This is a genomic window from Micromonospora sp. NPDC049102, from assembly GCF_043197485.1.
Lineage (GTDB): Bacteria > Actinomycetota > Actinomycetes > Mycobacteriales > Micromonosporaceae > Micromonospora.
In genome coordinates, this window is the sequence record NZ_JBICTE010000013.1 from 120,481 (window position 1) to 146,223 (window position 25,743).

The following is a 25,743-nucleotide window of genomic DNA, read 5'->3' on the forward strand; positions in this document are numbered from 1 at the left end:
AGCGTTACTCGTCTGCCGCCACGCAGACGCCGCCGTTCAACGTGATCTCCTCCGGCAGTTGCGTGCCGCTGGCGATGACGCCCAGCGAAACGGTGCCGCCGGGCCTGATCAGCGCGTTGTGGCTGGTGTTGCGGACCCGCAGGTAGCTGTTGTCGGGCCGGTCGACGACCTGCGCGCCCCAGAGGGCCCGCACCTGCTGGCTGGCCCAGAACCGCCAGGTCATCGTCCAACCGTTCACCGCCGTCGTGCCGGTGTTCTCGACGGCGAGGTACGCCACGAAGCCGTCCGACCACTGTCGGACGACGGTGCGGACGGCGCAGCTCGGCGGGGGCGGCAGGGTGGTCACGGTGACCGGCGGGGACAGCGCTGACCAGTTGCCCGCCTCGTCGCGGGCGCGCACCACGAAGGTGTACGTGGTGTTCGGCGTCAACCCGCTGACCTGGGTCATGGTGGGCCTCGGCGGGAACTGGTACAACTCTCTGACCAGGGTCAGCTGACCACCGGCGTCGACCCGGTACACCTCGTACCGGTCGAGCACGACGTTCTCGGTCGACGGGGCCCAGCGCAGCCACACCAGGGTCGCGGCGACGTCGTACGCGACCGGCTGGCCCGGCGCGCTCGGCGGCTGGGTGTCACCCGGTGGCATCGTCACCCGCAGCGTCGGGCTCGACGGTGAGCGGTTTCCCGCCGCGTCCAGCCCAGCCACGCCGAAGGTGTAGGTGCGCGACGGCCGGAGGTCGGTGATGCGGATGCTGTTGGTGCCCGTCGACCACGTCCGGCCGTTGTCCTCGAACATCGCCGAGACCGCGTAGCCGACCACTCCCACGTTGTCGGTCGACGCGGCCCACGTCAGCTCGACCGAGGTGGTGTCGATGGCGGTGACAGTGATCGGGCCGGGGGCGGTGGGTCGCTCGGTGTCGTCGGCGGCGTACGCCGGACTCGGGCCCAGCATGGCCGTCGCGGCCACCAGTGCGGCGACGACCAGGGTGACGGCTCGTGATCGGGGCCGTGTTCGGATTGGGTGCACGATGAATCCCTCGCCTCCGGTTGTCCGCAGCGGGCCGGCGATTCACTGCCCTGGATTTTAGGGCAGCGGGCGACGCGAGGATGCCCCGTCTAGGTGACCAGGCGGCGTTCCCAGGCCCAGGCGGCGATCTCGACGCGGTTGCGGGCCGGGAGTTTCGTCTGGACGCTGGCCAGGTGGGTCTTGACCGTGCCGACGGCGATGAAGAGCTGACTGGCGATCTCGGCGTTGGTCAGGCCCCGGGCCACGAGCCCACCGAACACGAGGCGTGCCCCGTCGGTGATGCCCCGCTCGACGTAGCCGACGACCTTGCGCCGGTGCGCCTCGGACGCCAGCGGGCCGATCCGGGTGGCCTCGTCGGTCGGGTCGCCGACGGTGTACTGCCGCGCCGCCTCGACGGCCAGCGAGACGATCTCGTCCTGGCGGGCGGCGGGCGCCAGCATCCGGGGCCACGCGCCGCACACCTGCCCGCCGTTCGAGAACGCCATCAGCACGCCGGTGCTGACAGCGGTCGGCAGGTCGGCGTCGTCCAGGATGATGGTCGCGCCCTTGCCGCCCAGCTCCAGCGCCACCCGCTTGACCGTCGCCGACGCCACCACGGCGATCCGCCGCCCGGCCCGGGTGGAGCCGGTGAACGAGATCATGTCGATGTCCGGGTGGGCGGATATCGCCTCGCCGACGACCGCGCCGGTGCCGTACACGACGTTGAACACACCGGCCGGTACGCCCGCCTCGGCGGCGACCTCGGCCAGGATCCGCACGGTCAGCGGGGCGTTCTCCGACGGCTTGAACACCATCGTGTTGCCGGCCAGAAGCGCCGGCGCCAGCTTGGAGACGATCTGCTGGAGCGGGAAGTTCCAGGGAGTGATCGCGCCGACCACGCCGATCGGCTCCCGGACGATCAGGGAGTTGCCGATCTCCTCGGTCCAGGGGAAGTCGTCGGCCAGGCCGGCGACGGAGTCGACCACCGCGGCCGGGAAGCCGACCTGTGCCGTACGGGACATCGTGATCGGAGAGCCCATCTCGGCGGTGATCGCCGCCGCGATCCCCTCCGTCCGGGCGGTGAGCCCGGCGCCGAGGCGGCGCAGAACGTCCGCCCGGTGCCGCGGCGTGGTGGCCGACCAGGCGGGGAAGGCGTCGCGCGCGGCGACGACGGCGCGGTCGACGTCGGCGGCGGTACCGGCCGGGGTCTCGGCGACGACGTCCCCGGTGGCGGGGCTGACGACGGGAAGCGTCCCGGCGGAGCCGGCGACGGTCTCGCCACCGATCCAGTGGCCGGTGACGGTGTGCGGATGAGTGGTCATGCGCCGACCGTGGCACCGACGCGCAGGCCCAACCAGGTGCGGTTCATCCCCGGTCCGGCTCTCCCTGGCTGGGCGTCGAGGTTCTGCACCCGACACCCCGCCGACCGGCTCCAATCCGACGGCCGATCGGTCTCCGCCACGCGGTCGTCACGAAAACGGGCGGCAACCCGTCACAGTCCCCGGATAGTCTGCCTCCGCGCGTCGTCGCCCCGGCACGTCGCGTCCCGCGTCTGGTCGGCGCGGCGATATCGCCGCCACCGCCCACCATCCGCCGGATCAACCGACCTCAGGAGAGTTAGTGACACAGCAATCCGTCGCGACATCGGACAAACTCGACGCCGCGGTGCTCAAGGTGGCGGGTGTCGTCGTCCTTGGCGCGATCATGTCGATCCTCGACGTGACGGTGGTCAGCGTCGCGCTGCCCACGTTCCAGAATGAGTTCGACGCGTCCTACGCCCGGGTGGCCTGGACGATGACGGGCTACACGCTCGCCCTGGCCACGGTGATCCCGCTCAGCGGATGGGCGGCCGACCGGTTCGGGACGAAGCGCCTCTACATGGTGGCGCTCGCCCTGTTCACGATCGGGTCCGGGCTCTGCGCCACCGCGGACTCGATCGGCGAGCTGATCGGCTACCGCGTCCTGCAGGGCCTCGGCGGCGGCATGCTCATGCCGCTGGGTATGACGATCATGACCCGGGCGGCCGGGCCGCACCGGATCGGCCGGCTGATGGCCGTCCTCGGCATCCCGATGCTGCTCGGCCCGATCGGTGGCCCGATCCTCGGCGGCTGGCTGATCGACACGGCGAGCTGGCACTGGATCTTCCTGATCAACCTGCCGATCGGTGTCGTCGCCCTGATCTACGCGCAGATGGCGCTCCCCAAGGACGCTCCCGAGCCGTCGGAGTCCTTCGACTTCCTCGGCATGCTGATGCTCTCGCCGGGTCTCGCGCTCTTCCTCTACGGCGTCTCGTCGTTGCCGGAGGCGGGCACCTTCTCCGCGACCAAGGTCTGGGCTCCGATGCTGGTCGGCGGCGTGCTGGTGGTGGCGTTCGTGCTCTACTCCTTCAAGCCCCGGCACCCGCTGCTCGACCTGCGGCTGTTCCGCAACCGCAACCTGACCATCGCCGCGGCGACGCTGTTCGTGTTCATCATCGCGTTCATGGGCGCCGGCCTGCTGTTCCCGAGCTACTTCCTGCAGGTGCGCGGCGAGTCGACGTTGGCCGCCGGTCTGCTGATGGCCCCGCAGGGCATCGGCGCGATGATCACCATGCCGATCGCCGGTACGCTCGCCGACCGGGTGCCGATCGGTCGCACCGTTCCGTTCGCGTTGGCCCTGATCGTGATCGGGTTCTTCGGGTTCACCCAGGTCGACCCGCAGACGTCGTACTGGCTGCTCGGTGGGTCGCTGTTCGTGATGGGCCTCGGCATGGGCGGCACGATGATGCCCATCATGACGTCGGCGCTGCGGACGTTGCAGGCGCAGGAGGTCGCGCGCGGCTCGACGCTTGTCAACATCCTGCAACAGATCGGCGGCTCGGTCGGCGCCGCGGTGATGTCGGTGATCCTGACCAACGAGCTGAACGGCTCCCGCCCGATCCCCGGCCTGGTCGACGAGAGCGGCAAGCCGATCACCGAGGCCGGGCTGGCTATCGCCTCCCAGCAGCGGCCGGAGCTGCTCACGCAGATGCCGGTGGATCCGTCGATCATCGAACGGGGTCTCGACTTCGCCGCGAAGTCGTTCGCCCACACCTTCTGGGTGGCGTTCGCGCTGGTGCTGATCACGTTCGTACCGGCCGCCCTGCTGCCGCGCCGGCGTACGCCCGCGCAGCCGCTCGGCGACGAGCAGACCGACCTGCCCAAGACGCCCGTCGTCATCCACTGACCGACGCGCCCGCCGCGCTCGACGCCCGTCCGGTGTCGAGCGCGGCGGTGCGTTGATCAGCGCAGGGGACCGTCGCCAGCCCCGTCGGGGTCCTCGATCACGTGGACCGCTGCCTCCTCGGCGCTGGCGCCACCCGCGTCGATGCCGGCGTCCCACGCCACCGACTCGGCCTCGTCGTCCTCGCGGACGCCCTCGTCGTACTCGACGAGACGGCCCGCGCGCGGCTCGGCCTCGTACCCGCGACGGGTCAGCTCGTCCTCGTCGTCGCCACCCTCGGCGTACGGGTCGACGTCCGGTTCCTCCTGGGCGAGGTACTGATCCAACGACTCGCCCGCCCGCTCCTCGGCGGGGGTGGTGCCGAACCGGTTCGCCGCCGTCCAGTGGTCCGCGGCGACGATGCCGGTGTCGAGGGGGTCGCCGACGCGGTCGTCGTCGAGGGTGTCCGAGGCGTCCAGCACGCCGTCGTCCTCGACCACGTTCCACTCGTCGACGGAATCCGTCTGGCTCACGGCAGTTTCTCCTTCGTCACGGCGCAGCGAAGCGCCAAGCCTATGACCGTGCAACGCCGCCGGCTCCCGGGGCCTGCCCGTTGTGACGAACCGACCTCGGGGGCGGCACGAGCGTCACCGCTTCAGCAGCTCCACCACGGCCTCGGTGAACTCTGTCGGCTGCTCGACGTGCCCGAAGTGCCCGCTGCGCTCCAGCACCACCAGGCGCGAGTCCTTGAGGCCGGCGTGCAGTTCCTCCGCGTAGCGGGGGCCGCAGATGAAGTCGTACGCGCCGACGATCACCACGGCCGGCGCGGCGATCTCACCGAGCCGGTCGCGCACGTCGAAGGGCGTCGGGTCCTGCGCGCCCGCCGGCGCCGCCCAGGCCCGCAGGCCCGCCTGCAACGGGGCGAAATCGGCCCGCCGGGCCCAGAAGTCCGCGAAGTACACCGGCAGCGCCTCGCTGAGACCGGCGCTCAGCGACTCGTCGTCGGTGGCGGCCAGGGCCCGCTGGAGAGCAGCCGGTACGGCCGCCGCCTCCGGGTGCTCGGGGTGCCGCAGCGGGTACGCGGCGAGGCCCTTCATCGCCTCGGCCCAGAATTCGGCGCCGGTGACGGGCGAGGTGTCGTACAGGGCGAGGCCGGCGACGCGGTCCGGGTGCTCCACGGCGTACCGCTGGATGACGAAACCGCCGTACGAGTGCCCGAGCAGGTAGACCCGGGGCGCACCGAGATGCGCGACGACCGCGTCCAGGAAACGGACATAGGTGTTCATCCGGTAGTCGTCGCGGTTGTCGAGGCGGCCCGACGCGCCCGTGCCGACCGGCTCGACGTACACCATGGTGAAGTGCTCTTCGAGGCTCGGCGTCCGCAGGTAGGCCCATTCGATGCCGGGGCCGCCCGAATGCGCCACACAAACCGGGCCGGTGCCGGCGACGTGGTAGACCTGCCGCACCCCGTCGACGGTGAACGTGTGGGCGCCCGGCGCGAGCGCGCCGACGTCGTGGCGGGTGGAACCCATGAAGTATCTCCCGATCCGTGGCCCGTGCGGCATGTGCCGCGAGGGTGAGTGGTGGCTGACACGGACCAGATGCGCGGGTCGGGGAGAAAGTTCGCTCTGCTCGGGAACTTCCTCAGGCCCGCGCGGGAACGGGATGGAACAGGGTGAGTTGGCGCACTCTCCCGCCGCGTAGCACCTGCGACCACAGAGCCGTGGGCGGGCAGTGCTCCGGGTTGTCCGGCGGGCTGATCAGGTCGGTCTCCCAGAGCAGCACGTCGCCGCTGGACACGACGGTGCGCAGCCGCTGCCGTACCCCGGCTTGCAGGTCGCTGGTCATGCCGTGGACCGCCAGGTCCCGGCCGCCGCGTGGGCGCCGCCGGGGCGAGGCGGACGATGGCCCGCCCCCTCGGCGTACGTGTCCGGGAGCCCGACCCCCTCGTGCGCGGCCTTGCACTGCTTCAGCGGAGGCAACACCTCGTGTCCGGATACCGGACACGAGGTGTGTTGCCCCGGTTGAAGCAGAGCAAAGCGCTGAGACGAGGTGGGCTGCCCCTGCCGCGCCCTGGTTCGGCCCGTCGGGACCGACCTGGAAGGGGGCGAGGCCCGCCCCGCTGATCGGGTCGGGCCTCGTCGTGGCGACCGCTTCTCCCTGAAACATCCATTCTGAACCGGTCTGCTCGGTCAAGGGCACGACGGACCGGCGCGACCATTCCGGGGCGGAACGGCCGTTCTCCGCACCCTGCGGGATGGACGAGGGCGCACGCCGCGCGCCGGTCTGGACGCCTGAGTGAGGATGGGGGCGTGGAGATCGAACCGGTCGACGGCGCACCCCGGCAGGCGTTCCGCTGGGCGCTCCTGCGTCAGCGCTGGGAGGACCTCACCTTCCTGCACTGGGCCGTCGCGCCGGAGGTCGTCGCGCCCCTGCTGCCCGCCGGCACCGCGCCGGACACCATCGGCGGGGTCAGCTACGTCGGGCTGATCGGCTTCCGGATGGTCGGGCTGGGCTTCGGCCGTGGTCCGGGCGTGAGCTGACCCGGCTCCAGGGCGCCGAGCCGCAGCCGCCGCCGGAGCCGCTGCACCTGCCCAACTGGCATCCCCGCTGGCCGTTGCACCGGGCGGAACTGCTGCGCCTGGACGACGAACTGGTCGCCGCCGCGGGCCTGCCGCCGCCGGTCGGGCCGCCGGTCAGCGTGCTCTACTCGCCCGGCGTCGGTGTGCGATTCGGGCCGCCCGTCGCGCTCCGGCGGCCCGGCTGAGTGACGCCGGGCCGCCGGTCGCTCAGTACCGGCCGCCCTCGGGGGCGGGCAGGGCGTCGAGGTCGGCGAGCTCCCGCGCACCGAGCCGCACGTCACCGGCCGCGCAGTTGTCCACCAGGTACTTCGGTGTCTTGGTGCCGGGGATCGGGATGACCCGATCGCCCTGGGCCACGACCCACGCCAGCGCGACCTGCGCGGGGCTGACGCCGGCCCGCTCGGCGATCTCCCGAACCTGGCCGACGATGGCGAGGTTGGCGCGCAACGCCTCCTGCTGGAAGCGCGGCAGGCCACGTCGGAAGTCGTCCGCCGGCAGGTCGTCGAACGACGCGAAACGTCCGGTGAGGAAACCCCGGCCCAGTGGAGAGAAGGGCAGGAAGGCGATGCCCTGCTCGACGCAGTACGGCAGCACCTCGGCCAGCGGGTCCCGGGTCCACAACGACAGCTCGGACTGCACCGACGCCACCGGGTGCACCGCCTGGGCCCGCTCGATCTGGTTGACCGTCACCTCGGACAGGCCGATCTGTCGCGCCTTGCCGGCCGTGACGACCTCCGCCATCGCGCCCCAGGACTCCTCGATGGGCACCTCGGGGTCGACGCGGTGCAGTTGGTAGAGGTCGACGTGGTCGGTGCCGAGGCGACGCAGGCTCTCGTCGATCGCCGCGCGGATGTGTTCCGGCCGGCCGTTGTTGCCGATCTTCGGTGAGTTGCCGGGGCCACCGGTCGGGGAGGTCGCCACCAGGCCGACCTTCGTCGCCAGGACGGCCCGCTCCCGGTGGCCGTCGGCCAGCGCCCGCCCGACCAGTTCCTCGTTGGTGTACGGCCCGTACACATCGGACGTGTCGATAAGCGTGGCGCCCAGATCCAGCGCCTGTCGGATCACGGCGATCGAGGTGTCGTCGTCGCGAGGGCCGGTGATGTCGTATCCGTGGCTCATGCCCATGCACCCGAGGCCGATGACGCCGACCTTGGGTCCTGCACTGCCCAGCGTGGTGGTTCGCATGGGCACCACGCTACGTCCGCAGTCCGCCTACCGCCTGCCGCCCGGCCTGGTGCCCACCGTGTACCGAGCACGCCGCCGGAGTGGGCGCGGGTGGTGCGGATCGGTCCAGCCTAGAATCGACAAAGCTCACTCTTTTGTGCGGCATGGGCTGGGCTACCACGAAGGGCGGTGTGTGGGGCATGGGACCGGACGAGCGACGACGGGTGTTCGAGCAGGCGCGGGAGCTCTCGACGCGACAGGAGACGTGGGCGGAGGCCGACCGGCTGTGGGCGCGGGTGGTCGAGGCGTACCGGGATGCCGTGCGCGGTCCGGGTGGGACCCGCGAGGACCAGCAGCAGTTGGCCCGGGCGCTGTGGCGGCACAGCATGCTGCTCTCCGCGCGCGGCCGGGCCGCCGACGGGACGGCACCCGGCGGTGAGGCGGTGGTCGTCTTCGAGCGGGTGTACGACGCCGTGGCGGCCGAGGGCGGCAACGTGGCGGCCGCGCCCCGCGACGACGCCCTCGCCGAGCTGATCACCGCACTGGTGGACCTGGCCGAGGTCTCGTTCGCCGCCGGTCAGCCCGCCACCCGCAGGGACCTGTTGGAACGTGCCGTGACGATGGGTCTGACCTCTGCCGGGTCGCCGCCGGACGCGGGGCCGCGGACCCGGGAGGCGATGGGGACGGCGTACCACAACCAGGCGGTGGCGCTGCTGCACCGGCACCTCACCCGGCCGTCGTCGGCGGAGGGCGCCAAGGAGGCGGCGCTGGCGGCGTCGCGGGCCTGTGAGCTGCGCCAGGGGCTGCTGGACATGGCGCGCCCGCTGACGTTCTGGGAGTTGGCCAACACCTACGGCGTGTACGCCCAGTGCCTGGTTCTGATCGGCGACCTGGACCGGGCGGCCCTGGTGCTGTCGATGGGCAACCGCTTCGTGGAGACGTTGGGCCCGGCCGCGGCGGAGCCCGCCCAGCAGTTGCGGGTCGCGGCCGAGATGTTGGCTCGGGAGCAGGGTGGGTCGCAGGGTGCGGCTGGTTCGCGCCGCTGGGGCTGGCGTCGCTGAGCGGCGGTGATCCGGCCGCCCCGGCTTGCATCATCGTGGTCCTCGGGACGCCGACGGTGGCCTCGACGGTCGGGCCTGCCACCCGGAGGCGCAGTCCTGGATCGACTGGATGAGGGCCAACGGCATCTCCTGGACCGCCTGGAAGCTCGACGTCGGCACCGACACCATGAACCTGCTCAGCCCAGGGGCCCCCGTGACCGGCGGATGGAACAACTACCTGCACGGCCACGCGCCGTTCGTGGTCGCCAACCTGCGGTGACCCGGCCCCGCGACTGAGCGGGTCGGGTCCCGATCAGGCACGGGCGGCCCGCGTCGTCGTGTGCGCCGCGCCGCGCTGCCGTCGGCCGGCGAGTCACTGACGGAGCCCACCCACTGTCCGAAGATGATCAGGCCGTTCTCGTCCTGGGGTGACCACGAGGCGGAACGGCGCGTCACCTTAACGCGCCGGAAACACCCTCGCTATCAAGCCTGAGAACGCTCGTCGGACAGTCGAGACCACCGACACGCGAACCGGGGTGACCATGGTCGACAACACCACGAACGCGGCGACGTTCGACGGACCGGTGGACCGGTCCGGCAACGGCCGGGCCGTGCCGACGTCCCGTCCCGCTCCGACCGCGCCGGCGTACGACGACGACCCGGCTGACCTCGCCACCATCGGCGTCGAGGAGGAGTTCCACGTCGTCGACCTGCACACCCGGGAGCTGGTGCCCCGGGCCGGGGAACTGCTCGACCGGCTGCCGGCCACGTCGTTCACCGCCGAACTGCACCGCAGCGTCGTGGAGACCAACACCGCCGTCTGTCGGACCCTGGACGAGATCCGCGCCGAGCTGACCCGGCTGCGTCAGTCGGCGGTCCAGGTCGCCGACCGGGCCGGGCTGGGCATCGTGGCGGCCGGTACGGTCCCGCTGCGCGCCGACGGCGACCCGAGCGTGACACCCACCTCGCGCTACCGGCGCATGGTCGACGAGTACCAGTTGCTCGCCCGCGAGCAGTTGATCTGCGGCGCGCAGGTGCACATCGGCGTCTCCGACCGGGACCTGGCGGTGGCCGTCACCCGTCGCGTCCAGCCGTGGCTGCCGGTGCTGCTCGCCCTCTCCACCAGCTCGCCGTACTGGATGGGCCAGGACAGCGGCTACGCCAGCGTCCGCTCACTGGTCTGGCAGCGCTGGCCCACGGCCGGCGACCCGGGCGAGGTGACCAGCGCGGCCGACCACGAGGCCCTGGTCGCCGAGCTGATCTCGTCCGAGACCATCACCGACCCCGCCATGATCTACTTCGACGTCCGGCCGTCGGCGCACGTGCCGACCGTCGAGCTGCGCATCACCGACGCCAACGCCGACGTCGAGACGATCGTCCTGCTCACCGGGTTGTTTCGCGCACTCGTGCGGCGGGAGGTCGCCGCCCTGCGCGCCGGGGTCGAACGAACCGCCGTCCGCCCGCCGGTGCTGCGCGCCGCCGTGTGGCGGGCCGCCCGCTCCGGGCTCGAAGGCGACCTGCTCGACCTGCCCCGCTCGGCCCGCCCGGTGCCGGCCGCCCAGGCGGTCCGCCGCCTCGTGACCGACCTGCGCCCGCAGTTGGAGGCGACCGGCGACTGGGAACAGGTCAGCGAGCTGACCCGGTACACGCTGGAGCGTGGCAGCTCCGCCGCACGGCAGCGGCGGGCGTTCGAGCGGCGCGGCCGGTTGGCCGACGTCGTCGACCTGCTGCTCGACGAGACCCGGGGCCGGGTGCGCCCGTCCCTGCCCGGCTCGTCGACACCGCCCGCGCTGCCCACGTACGCCGATGCCGGCGACGAGGTCTTCGGCCCGGCCGGGCCGGCGCGCGCGTACCGTCCGCTCCTCGCCGCCCTGCGTACCCTCGGCGCCGCCGGCCTGCGTCAACGCGAACACGACCGGGACGAGGAGCAACGCGCCCGGGGCGTGACGTTCAGCGTGGCCGGCGAGGCCAGCACCCGGCTCTTCCCGGTCGACCTGGTGCCCCGGGTCGTGCCCGCCGACGACTGGCGGACGCTGCGTGCCGGCCTGGTGCAGCGCGCCCGCGCGCTCGACGCGTTCCTGCGCGACGTGTACGCCGACCGGGCGGTGGTGGCCGACGGGGTCGTGCCGGCCTGGGTGGTGGAGTCCTCGCCGGGGCTGCGCCCGACCGGCGCGCTGATGGATCGGCACGGCACCCGCGCCCAGGTGTCCGGAACCGATCTCGTCCGCGATCCCGACGGCGGCTGGTACGTGCTGGAGGACAACCTGCGGGTGCCCTCGGGCATCGGGTACGCCGTGCAGAACCGGCGGCTCACCCAGGCGGTGCTGCCCGAGCTGCCGGTGCCCGACGACCTGCTGCCCGCCGACGAGACGCCGGCGATGCTGCGCCGGGCGCTCGTCGCCGCCGCGCCGGCCGCCGCCGACGATCCCGCCGTGGTGGTGCTCAGCAGCGGCCCGGGTGACCCGGCCTGGTTCGAGCACCGGCTGCTCGCCGACGAGATGGGTGTGCCCCTGACCGAGAGCAACGACCTGCTCGTCGAGGACGGCCGCGTCCACGTGGTCTCGGAGGGGCACCGCAGCCCGGTGGACGTGATCTACCTGCGGATGGACGAGGAGGCGTTGCTGCACGCCCCGGGCGCGGACGGCGTGCCCCTGGGCTGGCCGCTGCTCGCGGCGGTGCACGCCGGGCGGCTCACGCTGGCCAACGCGCTCGGCAACGGCGTCGGCGACGACAAGGCGCTGTACGCGTACGTGCCCAAGCTCATCGAGTACTACCTCGGGGAGAAGGCGCTGCTCGGGGACGTGTCGACGTACCTGTGCGGGCTGCCCGAGCAGCGCGCCGAGGTGCTGGGCCGGCTCGACGAGCTGGTGCTCAAGCCGGTCGACGGGTACGGCGGTGACCGCGTGGTGATCGGCCCGCGCGCCGAGGCGGAGGAGTTGGACGCCGTCCGGGAGCAGATCCTCGCCGCCCCGCACCGGTGGATCGCCCAGGAAATGGTCACGCTCACCACCCACCCGGTCTTCGACGGCACGGCCCTCGCGCCTCGCCACGTTGACCTGCGGGCATTCGTGTTCCTCGGCGAGACTGCGGAGGTGGCGCCGGTGGCGCTGACCCGGGTCGCGCCGGCCGGCAGCATGATCGTCAACTCTTCGCGGGGAGGTGGGTCGAAGGACACCTGGCTGCTCGGCGGAGCCGGGCAACCCTCGGTGTAACCCACGCTTGACGCAGATGTCATCGGGACGCAACCCGGTCCGCCAAGCCTGGACCGGTCAGCGGCCCGAGCGGACCGAGCCGATGAGAGGTGTGTGCCATGTGCGGTATCGGAGGTGAGTTCCGCCTCGACGGGGCGCCGCCGGACCTGGCGGCGCTGGAACGGATGCTGCCCGTCCTGTCCTCCCGGGGCCCGGACGGCGAGGGGCGGTGGCAGCACGGCCCGGCGGCGCTGGTGCACCGCCGGCTGCGCATCATCGACCTGTCCGACACCGGCGCCCAGCCGATGGTCGACCCCGAGCTGGGCCTCGCCCTCGTCTTCAACGGCTGCATCTACAACTACCGGGAGCTGCGCGACGCGCTGACCGCGGCTGGTTACACCTTCCGGTCCACGTCGGACACCGAGGTGATCCTCAAGGCGTACCACCGGTGGGGAACGGCCTGCGTCGAGCGGCTCTACGGGATGTTCGCCTTCGCCCTGGTCGAGCTGGCCACGCACACGCTCGTGCTGGCCCGTGACCGGCTCGGCATCAAGCCGCTCTACCTGGCCGAGACGCCGGGCCGCATCCGGTTCGCGTCGACCCTGCCCGCGCTGCTCGCCGCCGGTGACGTCGACACCGACCTCGACCCGGTGGCGCTGCACCACTACATGAGCTTCCACTCGGTGGTGCCGCCGCCGCGCACCATCCTGGCCGGTATCCGCAAACTCCCGCCCGCCACCGTGCGCGTGGTCACCGCCGCCGGCCGCAGCACCGACACCGTCTACTGGCGGCCCGAGTTCACCCGCGCCGCCGCGCCGACCATGTCCGCCGAGGAGTGGCAGGAACGGATCATGGGGGCGTTGCGCACCGCCGTACGACGGCGGATGGTCGCCGACGTGCCGGTGGGCGTGCTGCTCTCCGGCGGTCTCGACTCCAGCCTGATCGTCGCCCTGCTGGCCGAGCAGGGCCAGACCGGCCTGGCCACCTTCAGCATCGGCTTCGAGGCGGCGGCGGGGGAGAGCGGCGACGAGTTCCACTACTCCGACCTGATCGCCCGCCACTTCGACACCGACCACCACCAGATCCGCATCGACGCGACGCGGTTCGTGCCCGCCGTGCACCAGGCCATCGGGGCGATGAGCGAACCGATGGTCAGCCACGACTGCGTCGCGTTCCACCTGCTCTCCGAGGAGGTCTCGCAGCGCATCACCGTGGTGCAGTCCGGCCAGGGCGCCGACGAGATCCTCGCCGGCTACGACTGGTACCCGCCGATGGCGAACGTCGCCCGCGCGGACGCCGTCGAGGCGTACGCCCGGGTGTTCTTCGATCGTCGGCACGACGCGCTCGCCGGCCACCTGGCGCCCGAGTGGATGCTCGACCACGACGCCAGCCTGGAGTTCGTCGCCGCCCACTTCGGCGCGCCGGGCGCGGACACCGCGCTCGACGCGGCGCTGCGCCAGGACAGCCTGGTGATGCTCGTCGACGACCCGGTCAAGCGGGTCGACAACATGACGATGGCGTGGGGGCTGGAGGCCCGGGTGCCGTTCCTCGACCACGAGGTCGTCGAGCTGGCCGCCGCCTGCCCGCCGGCGCTCAAGCTGGCCCAGGGCGGCAAGGGCGTGCTGAAGGCCGCCAGCCGGGGCATCGTCCCCGACGAGGTGATCGACCGGCCCAAGGGCTACTTCCCGGTGCCCGCCATCCGGCACCTGTCCGGCCCGCTGCTCGACGACGTCCGGGACGCCCTGACGGCGGGCCCGGCGCGCGACCGTGGTCTGTTCCGCAAGGACTACCTGGAGGAGTTGCTGGACACGCCGAACGCCCAGCGGACCACGTTGGGTTCCAACGCGCTCTGGCAGCTCGGGCTGCTGGAGCTCTGGTTGCAGCGGATCGGGGTTTAGATGAGCGTACGGACCGAGGTGCCGCGCCGGCTCCGACCGGCGCGTAACCGGCCGGCGGCGACCCCGCCTCCCGGCGAGGACTTCGCGCCCGCGCCGTCACCGGACGGTCGGCGGGTGGCGTACGTGTCCGATCGTGCCGGCACGCCGGCCGTCTGGGTCCGCGACGTCGACGCCCCCGAGGCCGTCGCGTTGCCCGGCGGCGACGAACCGGTCCTGGCGGTGAGCTGGTCTCCGGACGGGCAGTGGCTGGCCTGCGTGGTCGCGCCCGGTGGCGCGCCCCGCACCGAGCTGTGGGTGCTCCACCCGGACGGCACGCAGCGCCGCCAGGTCGCCGGCTTCGGCCGCCGCAGTGCGAGCCTGGCCGGGTGGCTGCCGGGCGGCGCGTTGATGGCGGTCACCGAGACCGCCGAACGGGGTGCCGCCGTGCTCGTCGACGCCGGCACCGGGCATCGGCGGGTGCTGGCCGAGGACGACCTGCTCACCCTCCTGGACGTCAGCCCGGACGGCGGCTCAGCCCTGCTGCGGCGGGGCCCCCGCAACGCCCGCTGGCTGGAACTGCTCGACGTGGCCACCGGCGACCGCGTACGTCTGCTGCCGGACACCGGCCGGGGCAGCACCGACCAGGGCTGGTTCGGCCCCGGCGGGACGAGCGTGTTGGCGCGTACCGACGCGTTCTCGGAGCTGGCGGCGCTGGTGCGCGTCGACCTCGCCCGACCGACCCTGGCCCCGACGCGCGTCGCGGCGCGGCCGGACGCGGAGCTGGAATGCGTCGCGCTCGACGCCGACCGCACGCAGGCCGCGCTGCTGTGGAACACCTACGGCGGGCGTAGCGAGCTGAGCCTGTGCGATCTCGCCAGCGGCGTCCAACGGGCCGTGACCGCCCCGGGCGAGGTGCTCGGCGACGCCGTCTTCGCCGAGGACGGTGACCTGCTCTGCGTCACCGCGCAGGGGCCGGTGCAGCCCCGGGAGGTCTGGCTGGTCGATCCGGCGACCTCCACCCCGCGCCCGCTGCGGCCGGACACCGACGCCGAGCGTACGGGGGGCGCGGGGGTCGCGCCGCAGTTGGTCGACCTGCGTGCCCACGACGGAACGCCGCTCTCCGGCTGGCTCTACCGCCCGGCCGGTCCGGGGCCCTGGCCGACGGCGATCAGCCTGCACGGCGGCCCCGAGGCGCAGGAACGGCCCGGCTACAACCCGCTGTTCCAGGCCCTCGTGGCGCAGGGCATCGCGGTGTTCGCGCCGAACGTGCGGGGCTCGTCCGGCTTCGGCCGCTCCTTCGTCGCCGCCGACAACCTCGCCGGCCGGTACGGTGCCATCGCCGACGTGGCGGCGTGCGCCGACCACCTCGTCGACAGCGGTGTCGCGATCCCCGGTCATCTCGGCTGTCTGGGCCGCTCCTACGGCGGCTACCTGGTCCTCGCGGTGCTGGTGAACTTCCCCGGCCTGTTCGCGGCCGGGGTGGCCGAGTGCGGCATCTCCGACTTCCGCACCTTCTACGCCGGCACCGAGCCGTGGATCGCCGCCGCCGCCGTCAGCAAGTACGGCGATCCGGTGCGCGACGCCGAGTTGCTGCGGGACCTGTCGCCGATGACCCGGATCGACCAGCTCGACGTGCCGGTGCTGCTCATCCACGGCGCGAACGACACCAACGTGCCGGCCGGCGAGTCGGCGCAGGTGGCGCGGGTGCTGGCCGCCCGGGACGTGCCGCACGGGCACCTCGTGCTCGCCGGTGAGGGGCACGACTTCCTCGCCCGGGACAACGCCGAGGCGGCGCGTACGGCCACCACCTCCTGGCTGACCCGGCACCTCGCCACGACGGTGATCACCCTCGGCTGAGGCGTTATCCTGCGCTGGTGGACGTCACGGCGCAGGGTGAACGGCTGGCCGCCGACCTGGGCCGGTCCCTCGCCGAGCTGACCTTCGTCGACCTGGACACGGACGAGGTCACGGCGCGGCTGATCGACACCGTGGTGCGGTGGGCCAGGGCGCAGGGCTGGCGGGTCTACCGGCGGGCGCCCAGCGTCCTGCCGTTGCCGCCGCCGATGCAGCAGCGGCACTCGGTCCTCGACGTGGCGTGCGCCCGCCCGGACGGGCCGCCGGTGGTGGTGGAGGTCGACCACACCGACCGGGCCCGTACGGTGCAGAAACTGACCGCCGAGGCGGACGCCGGACGGATTCCCATCTGGGTGCGCTGGGGCGTCGGCCGGTTCACGGTCCCGCCGCCACCGGTGGCGATGGTGACCGTCGAGGTCACCCGACGTTCCGGACCGGCGGGGCGTGGACGTCTGCACAGCCGCGTCGGCGACCGGCCCGCGCCGGCGCACTCGGCTGGCGGCGGCACGGCGGCCACACAGGCGCTGCCGATCCCGCTGGTAGATCCCCTCGCCGACCCGCTGCCGATCCCGCTGCACCTGGGCGGCCCGCACGCGTAGGCGTGGGTGTTCGCCACCGGGCCACCCGGCGCCGGGGTGTTAGACCCAGTTCAGTTCACGTCCACCCGATCGGCCGTCGCGTTCGACGGCGTTGCTTCGGGGTCGGACCCGCGCTTGCTGAAGGGCAGTACGACGACGGAGGTCAGAAGGGAGACGATGGCGGCCATCACGCCCACCCAGACCGCCTTCCCCAGACCGGTGTCGAGCACGCCGAGGCCATTGCACACGATGACGGCGAGCATCGCCTGGGCCGAGGTCCTGACCACCTGCTCGAGGGCTTCCGTCCAGAATGATTTGGTCCACATGTCGGCTCCGGGTCTTCTCGCAGGGTGATGGGACTTTCGACGTTCGACCGCGTCGGAACGTGCGTGCTTCGATCCGGTCGCCGGATGCCTGTCGATCGGGACGTTCCCGCCTTGATCTGTCGTCCATTTAGGACAATAAGCGGGACGACTTGACGATCACTTGAAGTCAATCTTGGCAAAATCCAGTGCCCGGCAAGTGGGCGAACTGGGGGCGGGTTGCGTCTTCATCGCGAACCCGTCCGACCCGGTCCGCGTGATCAACGTGCAGCTCGCGCGCGGCAAGCACCTGCTGCTCACCCCCGGCGTCTACGACATCGCCCGCAGCATCGAGATCCGGCATGCGAACACGGTGGTGCTCAGCATCGGCCACGCCACCCTCACTGCGGTGAACGGCGCCGTCCCACTGGACGTCGCCGGGGTGCCCGGCGTGATCGTCGCGGGCGTCACGATCGACGCCGGTACGGTCGAGTCGCCGGTCCTGCTACGGGTGGGCCGTCAGCACGGCCACGACGCCAGTACCCGGGTTCGTAACGCTTCCGGGCATACCAACGGGGGCCGGAGTCATTGACTCCGGCCCCCCGCTCATGTCACTGGGCCGGCGTCGCGGTGGTCTGCGGGCGCTCCGGCGGCGCGGTCACGGCTGGGATGCCCGGTATCGCGCTCTTCGGCGCGGCCGCCGTCGTGTCCCGCCCCGGTGGGACCAGGAACGTCAGGTCCGGCGTGCGGGACCGGTCAGCGCGGCGCAGCGCGGCCCCCACCTTCGGAATCGGCAGCGGGGACCGGCTGTGCCGAGCGCCCGCCTGGTGCCGTCCGGGGCGGCCGGTCGACGGGCGTGCCTCGGCTGGCTTGGCGCCCACCGGGCCGGTCGCGCGCTGCGGACGTCGACGGGCGGCCTGCTTGGCGACCCGGTGCCGGGCGCGTCCACTACCGGTCTTGAACCCGAGTGCGGGACGCTCCACCAGGTGCCAGGAGAGGGCGGCGCACAGGACGCTGCCGAGCAGGCTCAGCACGATGTAGCCGACGATCCCGAACCGGGTGCCGCCGAGCAGGGCGATCATCTGCTGCACCGGGAAGCCGTAGATGTAGATGCCGTACGTGTAGTCGTTCCGGCGGCTGATGCGGGACCACCTCGTGGGCAGCGCGACCGCCGCGAACAGCACCAGGTAGGCGAACGCCGGAAGGCCGACCGCGAAGAATCCGCCCAGCCACAGCGAGCAGACCAGCGTGACGGCGGCCAGCACGGCCAGCGTGGAGTTCATCGGGACCCGGTGTGCGTACAGGCGTGCCGCGGCCCCCAACAGGAACAGGAAGCCGAGCATCAGCGTCCAGTCCGCGGCGAACGCCCCGATCAGCGGGAACGGCCCGACCGCGCCGTGCTGAGGTGGCCGGGAGCTCCAGCCGGGCGCCGCGAAGAAGTCGGCCAGGATCAGGGCGTAGCAGCCGCCGGCCAGCACGAGCACCGCGCGGGGAGCGCGTTGCAGCACCGAGGTCATCATGAGGACGGCGACCACGGCGTAGAGCGCCAGGTCGTACCGGAGTGTCCACAGCGCCCCGTCGAACGCGCTCGGTCCGCCGACGATCTGGCCGTACGGGGTGTCGGCCAGGAGCCCGGCGATGGGGAACTGCTCCATCGAGGCGAGGATGTTGGTGGTGACGTAGTCGAACGGCCCTTCCGGGTGCCCCCAGAACCCGTCGAGGTTGCCGTTCTCGTAGAGCGCCGCCAGCGGGGCGAAGACGAACGCGGTGACCAGCAGACAGACCCACAATCCGGGGAAGACCCTCAGCACACGGGCGCGGACGTACTGGCGCAGCGTGGAGCGCAGGGCGCTGTCGGCGATGAGGAAGCCGGAGATGAGGAAGAAGCCGTACAGGCACATGGTGCCGAGGTCGCTCTGTCGGCCGAACGTCGCCGCGCCGATGTTCGCCCGGCCGAAGCCCAACGGCCCGGCGTGCGCGATGATCACGCCACAGGCCATCGCCAGGCGAAGTACGCCGAAGGCGTTGTGCTGGGCGGAGAACCTGCCCTGCAGAGTCGGGGACTGCTGCCCGTTCAACCTCGCCTGCACCTGACGACTCCTTCGATCACTGATCTGTGCGGACCTCGGCGCGCAAGGCTGCCGATCGATGGGCCAATTATCAGACGATCCAAGAAGTTTTGTCCCGAAATTCTAACGATTGTCCGAATCGGTGGTGTGTCAGGTTGCGGCGCCGATCGTCCGGCGTACCTGCGTGACGCGCCGAGCCGACACGTCCAGGAGCCGCGCCATGGCGGCGACGCACCGCTCGGCGGCCCGTCCGTCGCCGAACGGTGAGCCGACCGCCGGCACGCGAGCGGTGGCGAGATGCCGGAGCCCGGCCGAGAGCAGCAACTCCGGATCGGTGCCGACCAGCTCGCCGCGACCCGCCGCCAGGGCTTCCGGACGTTCGGTGGTGTCCCTGGTGACCAGCAGCGGCACGCCCAGGGTGGCCGCCTCCTCCTGGAGTCCGCCGGAGTCCGTGACGACCAGGTCGGCCATCCGCAGCAGCCCGACCATCTGCGGGTAGGCCAGCGGCGGGGTGACACGTGCGTTGGCGATACCCGCCAGGCCCGCGCTGACCTCCGCGCTGAGGCGGGGATTCGGATGGGCGACCATGACGACCTGGACGTCCGGGCGTTGCCGCGCCAGCCGACGAAGTCCGTCTATCGTGGCCGCCACTCCCTGGCCCCAGTTCTCCCGGCGGTGCGCGGTCGCCACCACCAGCTTGCGGGTCGGGTCGACCCAGGCCGGTGGCCGGGCCGCGCCGCGCTCGATCAGGTCCTCGAGCGCGTCCACGACCGTGTTGCCGGTCACCGCGATCCCCTCGGAGGCGATGCCCTCGGACAGGAGGTTGGCCCTGGCCTCCTCGGTGGGCGCGAGGTGCAGGGCGGCGATCCGGGCGATCATCGCCCGGTTCGCCTCCTCCGGGAACGGCCGGTCCAGGTCGTTGGTCCGCAGGCCAGCTTCCAGGTGGACGATCGGGGTACGTCGCCAGAAGGCGGCCGCCCCGCCGGCCAGGGCGGTCGTGGTGTCCCCTTGCACCACGACCGCCGCTGGACGGTGGTGTGCGAGCAGGTCGTCGACCCCCGTGATGAGGGCCGCCGCCAGCTCCGCAAGCGAGCCGGTACGCCGTTGCGGGCGCAGGCTCACCTCGGGGCGGAGGCCGAACGGGAGGAGTGCCTCGGCGACGCGTCCCGGTTGTTGACCGGTGTCCGCCACCCGCACCGTGAACCTCGGATCATCGAGGAGGCGGCGGATCAGAGGCGCGGTCTTCACACCCTCCGGCCTGGTGCCGGCGAGGATCAGGACCTCTCGTGTCGTCGACCTGCTCGCACACATGGTGGGTCAGCTCCTGGCGGCCGCGCGGCGGCGCCGGTAGAGCGAGAACCCGCCGCTGGTGCCGGCCGCGAGTGCGCCGATACCGAGTGCGAGCGGTGCCCCGGCGAGCGGGATCACCGGAATGGGCGGTGCGACCGCGTTTGCCCCGCAGTTCGACGTGCCGATGGTCACGCCCGCCAGCGCTCCACCGAGAGCGGTGAGGTTCAGCGCGGTGACGCTGAGCTGACCGACGCCCGAGCTGGTCTGGTTGTTGAGTGTGAGGTCGATCAGCCCTGGCACGCTCAGGCCGGTGTTCGGCAACGGGTTGGCCGGCAGGTTGAGCAGCGTCGTCTCGATGCCCAGCAGGGTCGACGTGATGCGGGCGTTGACCAGGGAGGTCGTGCCGGTCGCGGACGGGCTGCTGGTGGCGGTGCACGACGAGTAGATGGCGTCGGCCACCAGGGCGATCGTGGCGAGACCGTTGGTGCCGAGGTTCAGCGACACCGCGGCGCCGGGCGTGACGAGGCAGGACCCGCCGGCGCCGATGGTCACCGTGCCACCCACGCCGAGCACGCCGGCGCAGGCCGCCGAGGTGCCGTCGTTGAAGGCGCGGACGTTCTGCGCCAGGACCCCGGCGGTGATGACGGTCTGTCCGCCGAGTACGCCCAACGGCGGGTTCTGGTTGCCGGAGATCGACTCGGTGGTGCCGTCGTTGGTGGCCGACGCGGTGCCGGAACTCGCGAGTCCTCCGCCGAGCAGGCTGATCTGCAGCGCGGAGGCTGACGACTGGGAGGTGTCGGCGAACGCCGGGGAGGCCGCCAGGACGGCCATGGCGAGGCCACCGGCCAGCACCGCAGCGGTTCGGGCGAGACCGGATCTGACTCGTGGCATAGATGTCTACCTTCTGGTGTGGGCGGTTGTGGGGTGGTCTGTGGTGGGGGTGGTGGTGAGGTGCGTGAGGTGGACCAGATGGCGAGGCGGTCTGATCGAGCGAGGTCCGTCGACACGGCTCGAACCGCGGGCCGGGTGGTGCCGGCGGGGCTGGGTCGGTACGGCCACTCGACCGATGGCCCGGACCGGGGCGGCCTGCGGCTGCGGGTCGGCGGCGCGGGCGGTCTTCTGCCAGTCGGTGCGGGCGGTCACCATGCGGGCGAAGGCCAGCCAGACCGCGAGCGACTGGGCGTAGCTGTAGAGCCAGTGGCAGACGCCGAGCAGCAGGGCCGTGCGCACCGACAGCTGCGGCTCACAGCGGGCCCGGTAGACGATTCCCCACAGGGCGAACGGCCCGATGCCGAAGACGAGCACCAGCGGTGGTACGCCCCATCCGCCGCTGTCCCACCAGCCGCCCAGCCCGCCGGCGGTGTGGTCGACGTAGTAGATCATCACCGCCAGGCAGGCGACATAGACCGGGGTGCCGAGGAGCTGGGTCCACGGTGCCGCCAGGAAGTGGGCGATCTCCAGCGTCGCGGAGTTTCCGATCCGGGGGGAGCGCAGGACCCTGCCCAGATAGCGGCCACACTGCATCGAGCCCTGAGCCCAGCGGGTCCGCTGCCGCACCAACGGCCGGATCTGGGTCAGTGCCTCCTGGGCCACCCAGCTCTCCGCGCAGTACTCGGTGTGGCCACCGGCCAGCAGGATGTGCAGGCCCAGCTCGAAGTCCTCCAGCAGAGCACCGTGCCAGGGTGTGCCGTGCTCGGCGGCGATGTCGTTGAGCAGCGACAGGCGGGTGAACTGGCCGTTGCCGCCCATCGCCACGCTGCCGGTGCGTCGACGCAGGGACTGCATGGCGGCGATCGGCGCGCGGAACTCCATGTCCTGTAGCCGGATCAGCAGCCGTCCCCATCCGCTGACCTCGGTCACCGGGGCGTACCGGCGCGGCGCGCACTGGAGCATCCGCACCTCCACCTGCACGGCGCCGACATCCTCCGTGCCGAAGTACTGCCGGCCGGCGAGGGCGACGGGGCCCTGCGGGTCGAGCCGGCTGTCCGCGTCCAGGACGCCGACGATCACCCGGGTACGGTCGACGTCGGCCGGCAGCGACTGCTCGATGCGGCGCCAGGCGGCGTTCAGCGCGGCGCCCTTGCCCTGCCGCGCGTCCGGCAGCTGACGCCGGACGACGTGTACCCGGGGCTCGTGGGAGAACGTGGCCAGCTCGGCGAGCGTGCCGTCGTCGGACGCGTCGTCGACGCACCAGACGGTCACCTGGGGGAAGTCGCCGAGCAGCCGCCGCAGCGTGTCGCCGATGACTGACGCCTCGTTGCGGCACGGCACGATGACGTGCCAGTCGAAGCCGTCCGGGCTGCCGCCGCGGCTACGGCGGGTCTTCAGGTGGAAGACCAGGATGCTCAGCACGTACGCGCAGAAGCTGACGCACAGCAGGAACGCCGCCGTGTTGAGCAAGGCGAGGGTCTGCGCCTCAGCGGACACCGACGATCGCCCCCCGCATGCGCTTGGTCCGGCTGACCAGGACGACGAACAGGATCGCCACGGCGATCAGGCCGGCCGTCGTGATCACGGAGCCGATCAGCACGTGACTGCGTTCGTAGCCGAGCCGGAAGCCCCAGGTCTGCATCGAGACCACCACCGCGGCGAGTCGCACCTGGTTCACCGTTATCAGCAGCAGGGTGGCGATTCCCAGGGCGTTCAGGCCACGTGACATCGAGATGCGCCGGAACCCGACGAGCGTCGAGGCCAGCACGATCGGCGGTATCAGCAACATGGCGACCGAGCATCCACTGGAGACCATGAAGCCGACCCAGCGCTCGTCGAGCGGGAAGATGACCGCCGCGCCGATCGACTTGGCGTTCGCCAGGCCGACGGCGTCGACCAGGCGGGCGTTCAGCCATGCCTCGCCGCTGGCGATGTCGTGCCACCGCCACAGGGTCGCGGCGGCCACGGCGACGCCGAACAGGATGCCCGTCGTCGCGCGCAGCCATGCCCCCCAGCTGGAGGAACCTGTCATCGCTCGCGGCCCAGCAGGGCGACGAACCACAACGCCAGGCCGAGAACGACCAGGCCGACGCCGACCAGCAACCACGACTGGATGGCGACCCCGGTAGCGGCCAGCCCTCCGCCGATGTGTGGACCCTTGGTAGGTACTCCGTACATGGCCATCTCCCTCGTCAACTCGGAGGTCAGAATGGCATCGCCAGAATCGGGCAAACAGGATAAAAACCCATAGAAACCCTAAAGAGTGATTAAATACCCTTTGAGTGGTTGACGCCGTTGGTCGGCCAGCATCCCTTGCTCCGCAACAGATTCGATGTCCTGACAGGTGGCGCAGAGGTGGTCAAGATGGTGACCGGTTACCCCGGCAGGACGGCCCCGCCGGCAACGTCCCGATGGCGGGCGATGGCGGGCTGGCAGAAGGCCATGATCGGGTTGACCCTGGTCTTCGCGGTGCTCTGCGCGGGCCTCGTCACGGTCGGCTTCGGTCTGAAGCACCGGTACGAGAGTCGGGTGCAGCGCGAGGACATCCTCGGACAGGGCATCGCGCCCCACGACGAACGCCGCTGGGAGTCGGGGCCCCTCAACCTGCTGCTGCTCGGATCGGACTCGCGCGACGGTGAGCCGGACCAGGCTCTCTACCCCGGTCAGCGGTCGGACACGCTCATGCTGGTGCACGTCAACGCCGCCCGGGACGCGGCCACCGTCGTCTCGATTCCCCGGGACAGTTACGTCGACGTCCCCGCCGCCGGAGGGGTCTGGTCCGGCGGACTCAACAAGATCAACGCAGCGTTCGCCTTCGGCGGCGCCGCGCTGGCCGCCGAGACGGTCGCCAAGCTCACCGGCCTGACCCTGGACGGGGTGCTGGTGGCCAACTTCGCCGCCGTCCGCAAGCTCGTGGACGCGGTCGGCACCATCAACGTCTGTCTGCCGTACCCGGTCACCTCCTCGGACACGGGGGTCACCTGGACCGCCGGCTGCCACGACCTGGACGGCAGGGCCGCCGACGACCTGATGCGTCAGCGGCACGGGGTGCCCGGCGGCGACTTCGGGCGCATCTACGACCAGCAGTTGGTGGTCCGTGCCCTCGCGGAGCGGATCAGCGCGACGAGTCTGCTCACCAACCCGACCCGACTCGACCGGGTGCTCACCACGGCGGCCGAGTCACTCATCGTCGACCGTGACCTCAATCTGGCCGACCTCGCCCTCGCGGTGCGCCGGGTGAAGCCCGAGACCGTCCAGTTCGTCACCGTCCCCTTCAGCGACCCCAACCTGCAGACCCCGGCCGGTTCCGCGGTACGCCTGGACGAGGTGAAGGCCCAGGCTCTCTTCGCGGCCGTACGCGAGGACCGGGTCACCCAGTGGCTCGCGACCAACCCGCAGACGGCGCCGGCCAACTGAGCCGCGCCGCACCTCCGTAGGAGGCGGACACGGCGTTGAGCGGTATACCTCAGAGGAATGAATATGACTCTGAGGTATACCGCTCAACAGCACATCGGCACGGCGGGCAGCCACCGTCGACGGCGAGTCGCCCTTCGCCGGCGTACTCGTCTAGGCCGTGTGTCAAAGCCCCTGGCCGGCCTGCGGAGGCCGAGAGGACCGGCCGTTTCGGCCGCTGGTGAACCGTCGCTCGCGGGCCCGTGGTCCGGCCGGATCGGAGCCGCCCCCTCCATTGAGCGTGATGCCTGTGGGTCATCAAGATGACTCACAGGCATCACCCTCATCGTGGTGTCCGCCGTCCGCCGTCCGCCCCTCTGCTCGACCGAGGACCTTGACACACGGCCTAGCGCGACCGCCGCCAGTAGCGGCACGTCCAGTCGACCTGGTGCAGCTCGTCCTCGATGCCGTGCTCGGCACGGAAGTCGTCCACGGCCTGCTTGCATCCGCGTACGGCGTGGTAGTCGTCGATGATCACGTACCCCCCGACCGACAGCTTCGGGTAGAGCGAACGAAGCGCCACCATCGTCGAGTCGTAGAGGTCCCCGTCGAGACGCATCACCGCCAGGCGTTCCACCGGCGCGCTGGGCAGGGTGTCCGAGAACCAGCCCTTGAGGAAGCGCACCTGGTCGTCGAGGAGCCCGTACCGTTCGAAGTTCGCCTGCACCTGCTCCTGCGACACGGCCAGGAAGGGCACCTGCCACAGCGCGTCCTCGACGTCCTCGACCCGGCGGGGGTCCGGCTTCGGCAGACCACGGAACGAGTCCGCGACCCACACCGTGCGGTCCCGGTCGCCGTAGGCGCGCAGCATCCCGCGCATGAAGATGGTCGCGCCGCCCCGCCAGACCCCGGTCTCGATCAGGTCGCCGGGTACGCCCCGGTCCAGCACGTCCGCGATGCACTGCTCTAGGTTGTCCAGCCGGCGCAGGCCGATCATCGTGTCGGCCTCCGGCGGCCAGTCCCGGCCGTTGGCCCGTGCCTCCGGGTCGAAGGGGAACTGGAGCACCAGTTCCAGCCCCTTGCGCTGCAGCAGATGCCGGCCGCGCTGCAGGAGCCGGCCGTGCAGGGAACCCCGGCGCGGCTGGTAGGGCATCCACGTCTCGCGGAAGACGTATCTGGTCAACGCCTTCTTGAGCAGGTCGCAGTAGAGCGCACGGGGATCGTCCAGCATCCGGTCGGATGACTGGGTCGGCGCCAACATCTCACTCATCGGCAATCTCCTTATCG

At 71.8% G+C, this 25,743-nt stretch carries 24 protein-coding genes and 1 pseudogene; 11 read left to right on the plus strand and 14 right to left on the minus strand.

From position 1 onward, the window contains the following. Positions 1-4: 4 nt before the first annotated feature. The gene (locus tag ACGFH9_RS15725; protein WP_393219320.1) at positions 5-1,027 is read right to left on the minus strand and encodes a fibronectin type III domain-containing protein; all 1,023 of its coding nucleotides are present in this window, start codon (positions 1,025-1,027) and stop codon (positions 5-7) included. An 89-nt stretch (positions 1,028-1,116) separates the two neighbouring features. Continuing rightward, positions 1,117-2,328, minus strand: a complete 1,212-nt coding sequence (locus ACGFH9_RS15730; protein ID WP_393219323.1) for an aldehyde dehydrogenase family protein — start codon at positions 2,326-2,328, stop codon at positions 1,117-1,119. A 298-nt stretch (positions 2,329-2,626) separates the two neighbouring features. Between ACGFH9_RS15730 and ACGFH9_RS15735 the strand changes: the two genes are divergently transcribed. Next, a complete protein-coding gene (locus tag ACGFH9_RS15735) occupies positions 2,627-4,210 on the plus strand; it encodes a DHA2 family efflux MFS transporter permease subunit (protein WP_393219326.1) in 1,584 nt (527 codons plus the stop codon). Between the two features lie 56 nt (positions 4,211-4,266). Here the strand turns inward: ACGFH9_RS15735 and ACGFH9_RS15740 are convergent, their stop codons facing one another. The 3 genes from ACGFH9_RS15740 to ACGFH9_RS15750 all read right to left on the minus strand — a co-directional run bounded on the left by ACGFH9_RS15740 (position 4,267) and on the right by ACGFH9_RS15750 (position 6,034). Next, on the minus strand, positions 4,267-4,719 hold the full coding sequence (locus tag ACGFH9_RS15740; protein ID WP_393219329.1) for a DUF5709 domain-containing protein: 453 nt from the start codon (positions 4,717-4,719) through the stop codon (positions 4,267-4,269). 114 nt (positions 4,720-4,833) lie between these two features. Further along, positions 4,834-5,718: an alpha/beta fold hydrolase gene (locus tag ACGFH9_RS15745; protein WP_393219332.1), complete on the minus strand. Its 885-nt coding sequence runs from the start codon at positions 5,716-5,718 to the stop codon at positions 4,834-4,836. 112 nt (positions 5,719-5,830) lie between these two features. Then, positions 5,831-6,034 (minus strand): hypothetical protein, encoded by a 204-nt coding sequence (locus ACGFH9_RS15750; protein ID WP_393219334.1) that lies wholly within the window; start codon positions 6,032-6,034, stop codon positions 5,831-5,833. A gap of 464 nt (positions 6,035-6,498) precedes the next feature. Between ACGFH9_RS15750 and ACGFH9_RS15755 the strand changes: the two genes are divergently transcribed. Both ACGFH9_RS15755 and ACGFH9_RS15760 read left to right on the plus strand, forming a co-directional pair. Then, positions 6,499-6,729, plus strand: coding sequence for a DUF2071 domain-containing protein (locus ACGFH9_RS15755; protein WP_393219336.1), 231 nt, complete (start codon positions 6,499-6,501; stop codon positions 6,727-6,729). 74 nt (positions 6,730-6,803) lie between these two features. Next, on the plus strand, positions 6,804-6,953 hold the full coding sequence (locus ACGFH9_RS15760; protein ID WP_393219339.1) for a hypothetical protein: 150 nt from the start codon (positions 6,804-6,806) through the stop codon (positions 6,951-6,953). Positions 6,954-6,975: 22 nt separating this feature from the next. Here ACGFH9_RS15760 and ACGFH9_RS15765 read toward each other — a convergent pair whose 3' ends face one another. Continuing rightward, positions 6,976-7,953 carry an aldo/keto reductase gene (locus ACGFH9_RS15765; protein WP_393219341.1) on the minus strand — a complete coding sequence of 326 codons (978 nt, stop codon included), beginning with the start codon at positions 7,951-7,953 and terminating at the stop codon, positions 6,976-6,978. 179 nt (positions 7,954-8,132) lie between these two features. On the opposite strand from ACGFH9_RS15765, the gene ACGFH9_RS15770 reads away from it, so the two are divergent. The 6 genes from ACGFH9_RS15770 (at position 8,133) to ACGFH9_RS15795 (ending at position 16,493) form a co-directional block, all read left to right on the plus strand. Beyond that, entirely contained in the window at positions 8,133-8,993 is an 861-nt protein-coding gene (locus ACGFH9_RS15770) for a hypothetical protein (RefSeq protein ID WP_393219344.1), read from the plus strand. Between the two features lie 25 nt (positions 8,994-9,018). Next, the gene (locus ACGFH9_RS15775; protein WP_393219346.1) at positions 9,019-9,252 is read left to right on the plus strand and encodes a hypothetical protein; all 234 of its coding nucleotides are present in this window, start codon (positions 9,019-9,021) and stop codon (positions 9,250-9,252) included. A 262-nt stretch (positions 9,253-9,514) separates the two neighbouring features. Then, positions 9,515-12,184 (plus strand): glutamate--cysteine ligase, encoded by a 2,670-nt coding sequence (locus ACGFH9_RS15780; protein WP_393219427.1) that lies wholly within the window; start codon positions 9,515-9,517, stop codon positions 12,182-12,184. A 98-nt stretch (positions 12,185-12,282) separates the two neighbouring features. Next, on the plus strand, positions 12,283-14,061 hold the full coding sequence (locus ACGFH9_RS15785) for an N-acetylglutaminylglutamine amidotransferase (RefSeq protein ID WP_393219349.1): 1,779 nt from the start codon (positions 12,283-12,285) through the stop codon (positions 14,059-14,061). Continuing rightward, on the plus strand, positions 14,062-15,897 hold the full coding sequence (locus tag ACGFH9_RS15790; RefSeq protein ID WP_393219351.1) for a S9 family peptidase: 1,836 nt from the start codon (positions 14,062-14,064) through the stop codon (positions 15,895-15,897). It abuts the gene before it with no gap. Positions 15,898-15,914: 17 nt separating this feature from the next. Further along, complete coding sequence (locus ACGFH9_RS15795; protein WP_393219354.1) at positions 15,915-16,493, plus strand: hypothetical protein; 579 nt, start codon at positions 15,915-15,917, stop codon at positions 16,491-16,493. A gap of 50 nt (positions 16,494-16,543) precedes the next feature. On the opposite strand, the gene ACGFH9_RS15800 is transcribed toward ACGFH9_RS15795, so the two are convergent. Then, on the minus strand, positions 16,544-16,798 hold the full coding sequence (locus ACGFH9_RS15800) for a holin (RefSeq protein WP_393219357.1): 255 nt from the start codon (positions 16,796-16,798) through the stop codon (positions 16,544-16,546). 223 nt (positions 16,799-17,021) lie between these two features. On the opposite strand from ACGFH9_RS15800, the pseudogene ACGFH9_RS15805 reads away from it, so the two are divergent. Next, positions 17,022-17,318: pseudogene (locus ACGFH9_RS15805) on the plus strand (adenylyl cyclase); the annotation flags it as partial. 67 nt (positions 17,319-17,385) lie between these two features. Here the strand turns inward: ACGFH9_RS15805 and ACGFH9_RS15810 are convergent. The 6 genes from ACGFH9_RS15810 to ACGFH9_RS15835 all read right to left on the minus strand — a co-directional run bounded on the left by ACGFH9_RS15810 (position 17,386) and on the right by ACGFH9_RS15835 (position 23,241). Next, a complete protein-coding gene (locus ACGFH9_RS15810; protein WP_393219360.1) occupies positions 17,386-18,864 on the minus strand; it encodes an acyltransferase family protein in 1,479 nt (492 codons plus the stop codon). Between the two features lie 129 nt (positions 18,865-18,993). Next, the gene (gene wecB, locus ACGFH9_RS15815) at positions 18,994-20,154 is read right to left on the minus strand and encodes a non-hydrolyzing UDP-N-acetylglucosamine 2-epimerase (protein ID WP_393219362.1); all 1,161 of its coding nucleotides are present in this window, start codon (positions 20,152-20,154) and stop codon (positions 18,994-18,996) included. Between the two features lie 6 nt (positions 20,155-20,160). Beyond that, positions 20,161-21,024, minus strand: a complete 864-nt coding sequence (locus ACGFH9_RS15820) for a choice-of-anchor P family protein (protein WP_393219365.1) — start codon at positions 21,022-21,024, stop codon at positions 20,161-20,163. 6 nt (positions 21,025-21,030) lie between these two features. Next, entirely contained in the window at positions 21,031-22,560 is a 1,530-nt protein-coding gene (locus tag ACGFH9_RS15825) for a glycosyltransferase (protein WP_393219367.1), read from the minus strand. Beyond that, positions 22,550-23,095 carry a hypothetical protein gene (locus tag ACGFH9_RS15830; protein WP_393219369.1) on the minus strand — a complete coding sequence of 182 codons (546 nt, stop codon included), beginning with the start codon at positions 23,093-23,095 and terminating at the stop codon, positions 22,550-22,552. Before ACGFH9_RS15830 ends, ACGFH9_RS15825 begins: the two co-directional genes overlap by 11 nt. After that, the gene (locus ACGFH9_RS15835) at positions 23,092-23,241 is read right to left on the minus strand and encodes a peptidase (RefSeq protein ID WP_355243407.1); all 150 of its coding nucleotides are present in this window, start codon (positions 23,239-23,241) and stop codon (positions 23,092-23,094) included. Before ACGFH9_RS15835 ends, ACGFH9_RS15830 begins: the two co-directional genes overlap by 4 nt. Positions 23,242-23,427: 186 nt before the next feature. On the opposite strand from ACGFH9_RS15835, the gene ACGFH9_RS15840 reads away from it, so the two are divergent. After that, a complete protein-coding gene (locus ACGFH9_RS15840; protein WP_393219372.1) occupies positions 23,428-24,480 on the plus strand; it encodes an LCP family protein in 1,053 nt (350 codons plus the stop codon). Positions 24,481-24,862: 382 nt separating this feature from the next. Here the strand turns inward: ACGFH9_RS15840 and ACGFH9_RS15845 are convergent, their stop codons facing one another. Next, the gene (locus ACGFH9_RS15845; RefSeq protein WP_393219375.1) at positions 24,863-25,726 is read right to left on the minus strand and encodes a TylF/MycF family methyltransferase; all 864 of its coding nucleotides are present in this window, start codon (positions 25,724-25,726) and stop codon (positions 24,863-24,865) included. Between the last annotated feature and the right edge of the window lie 17 nt (positions 25,727-25,743).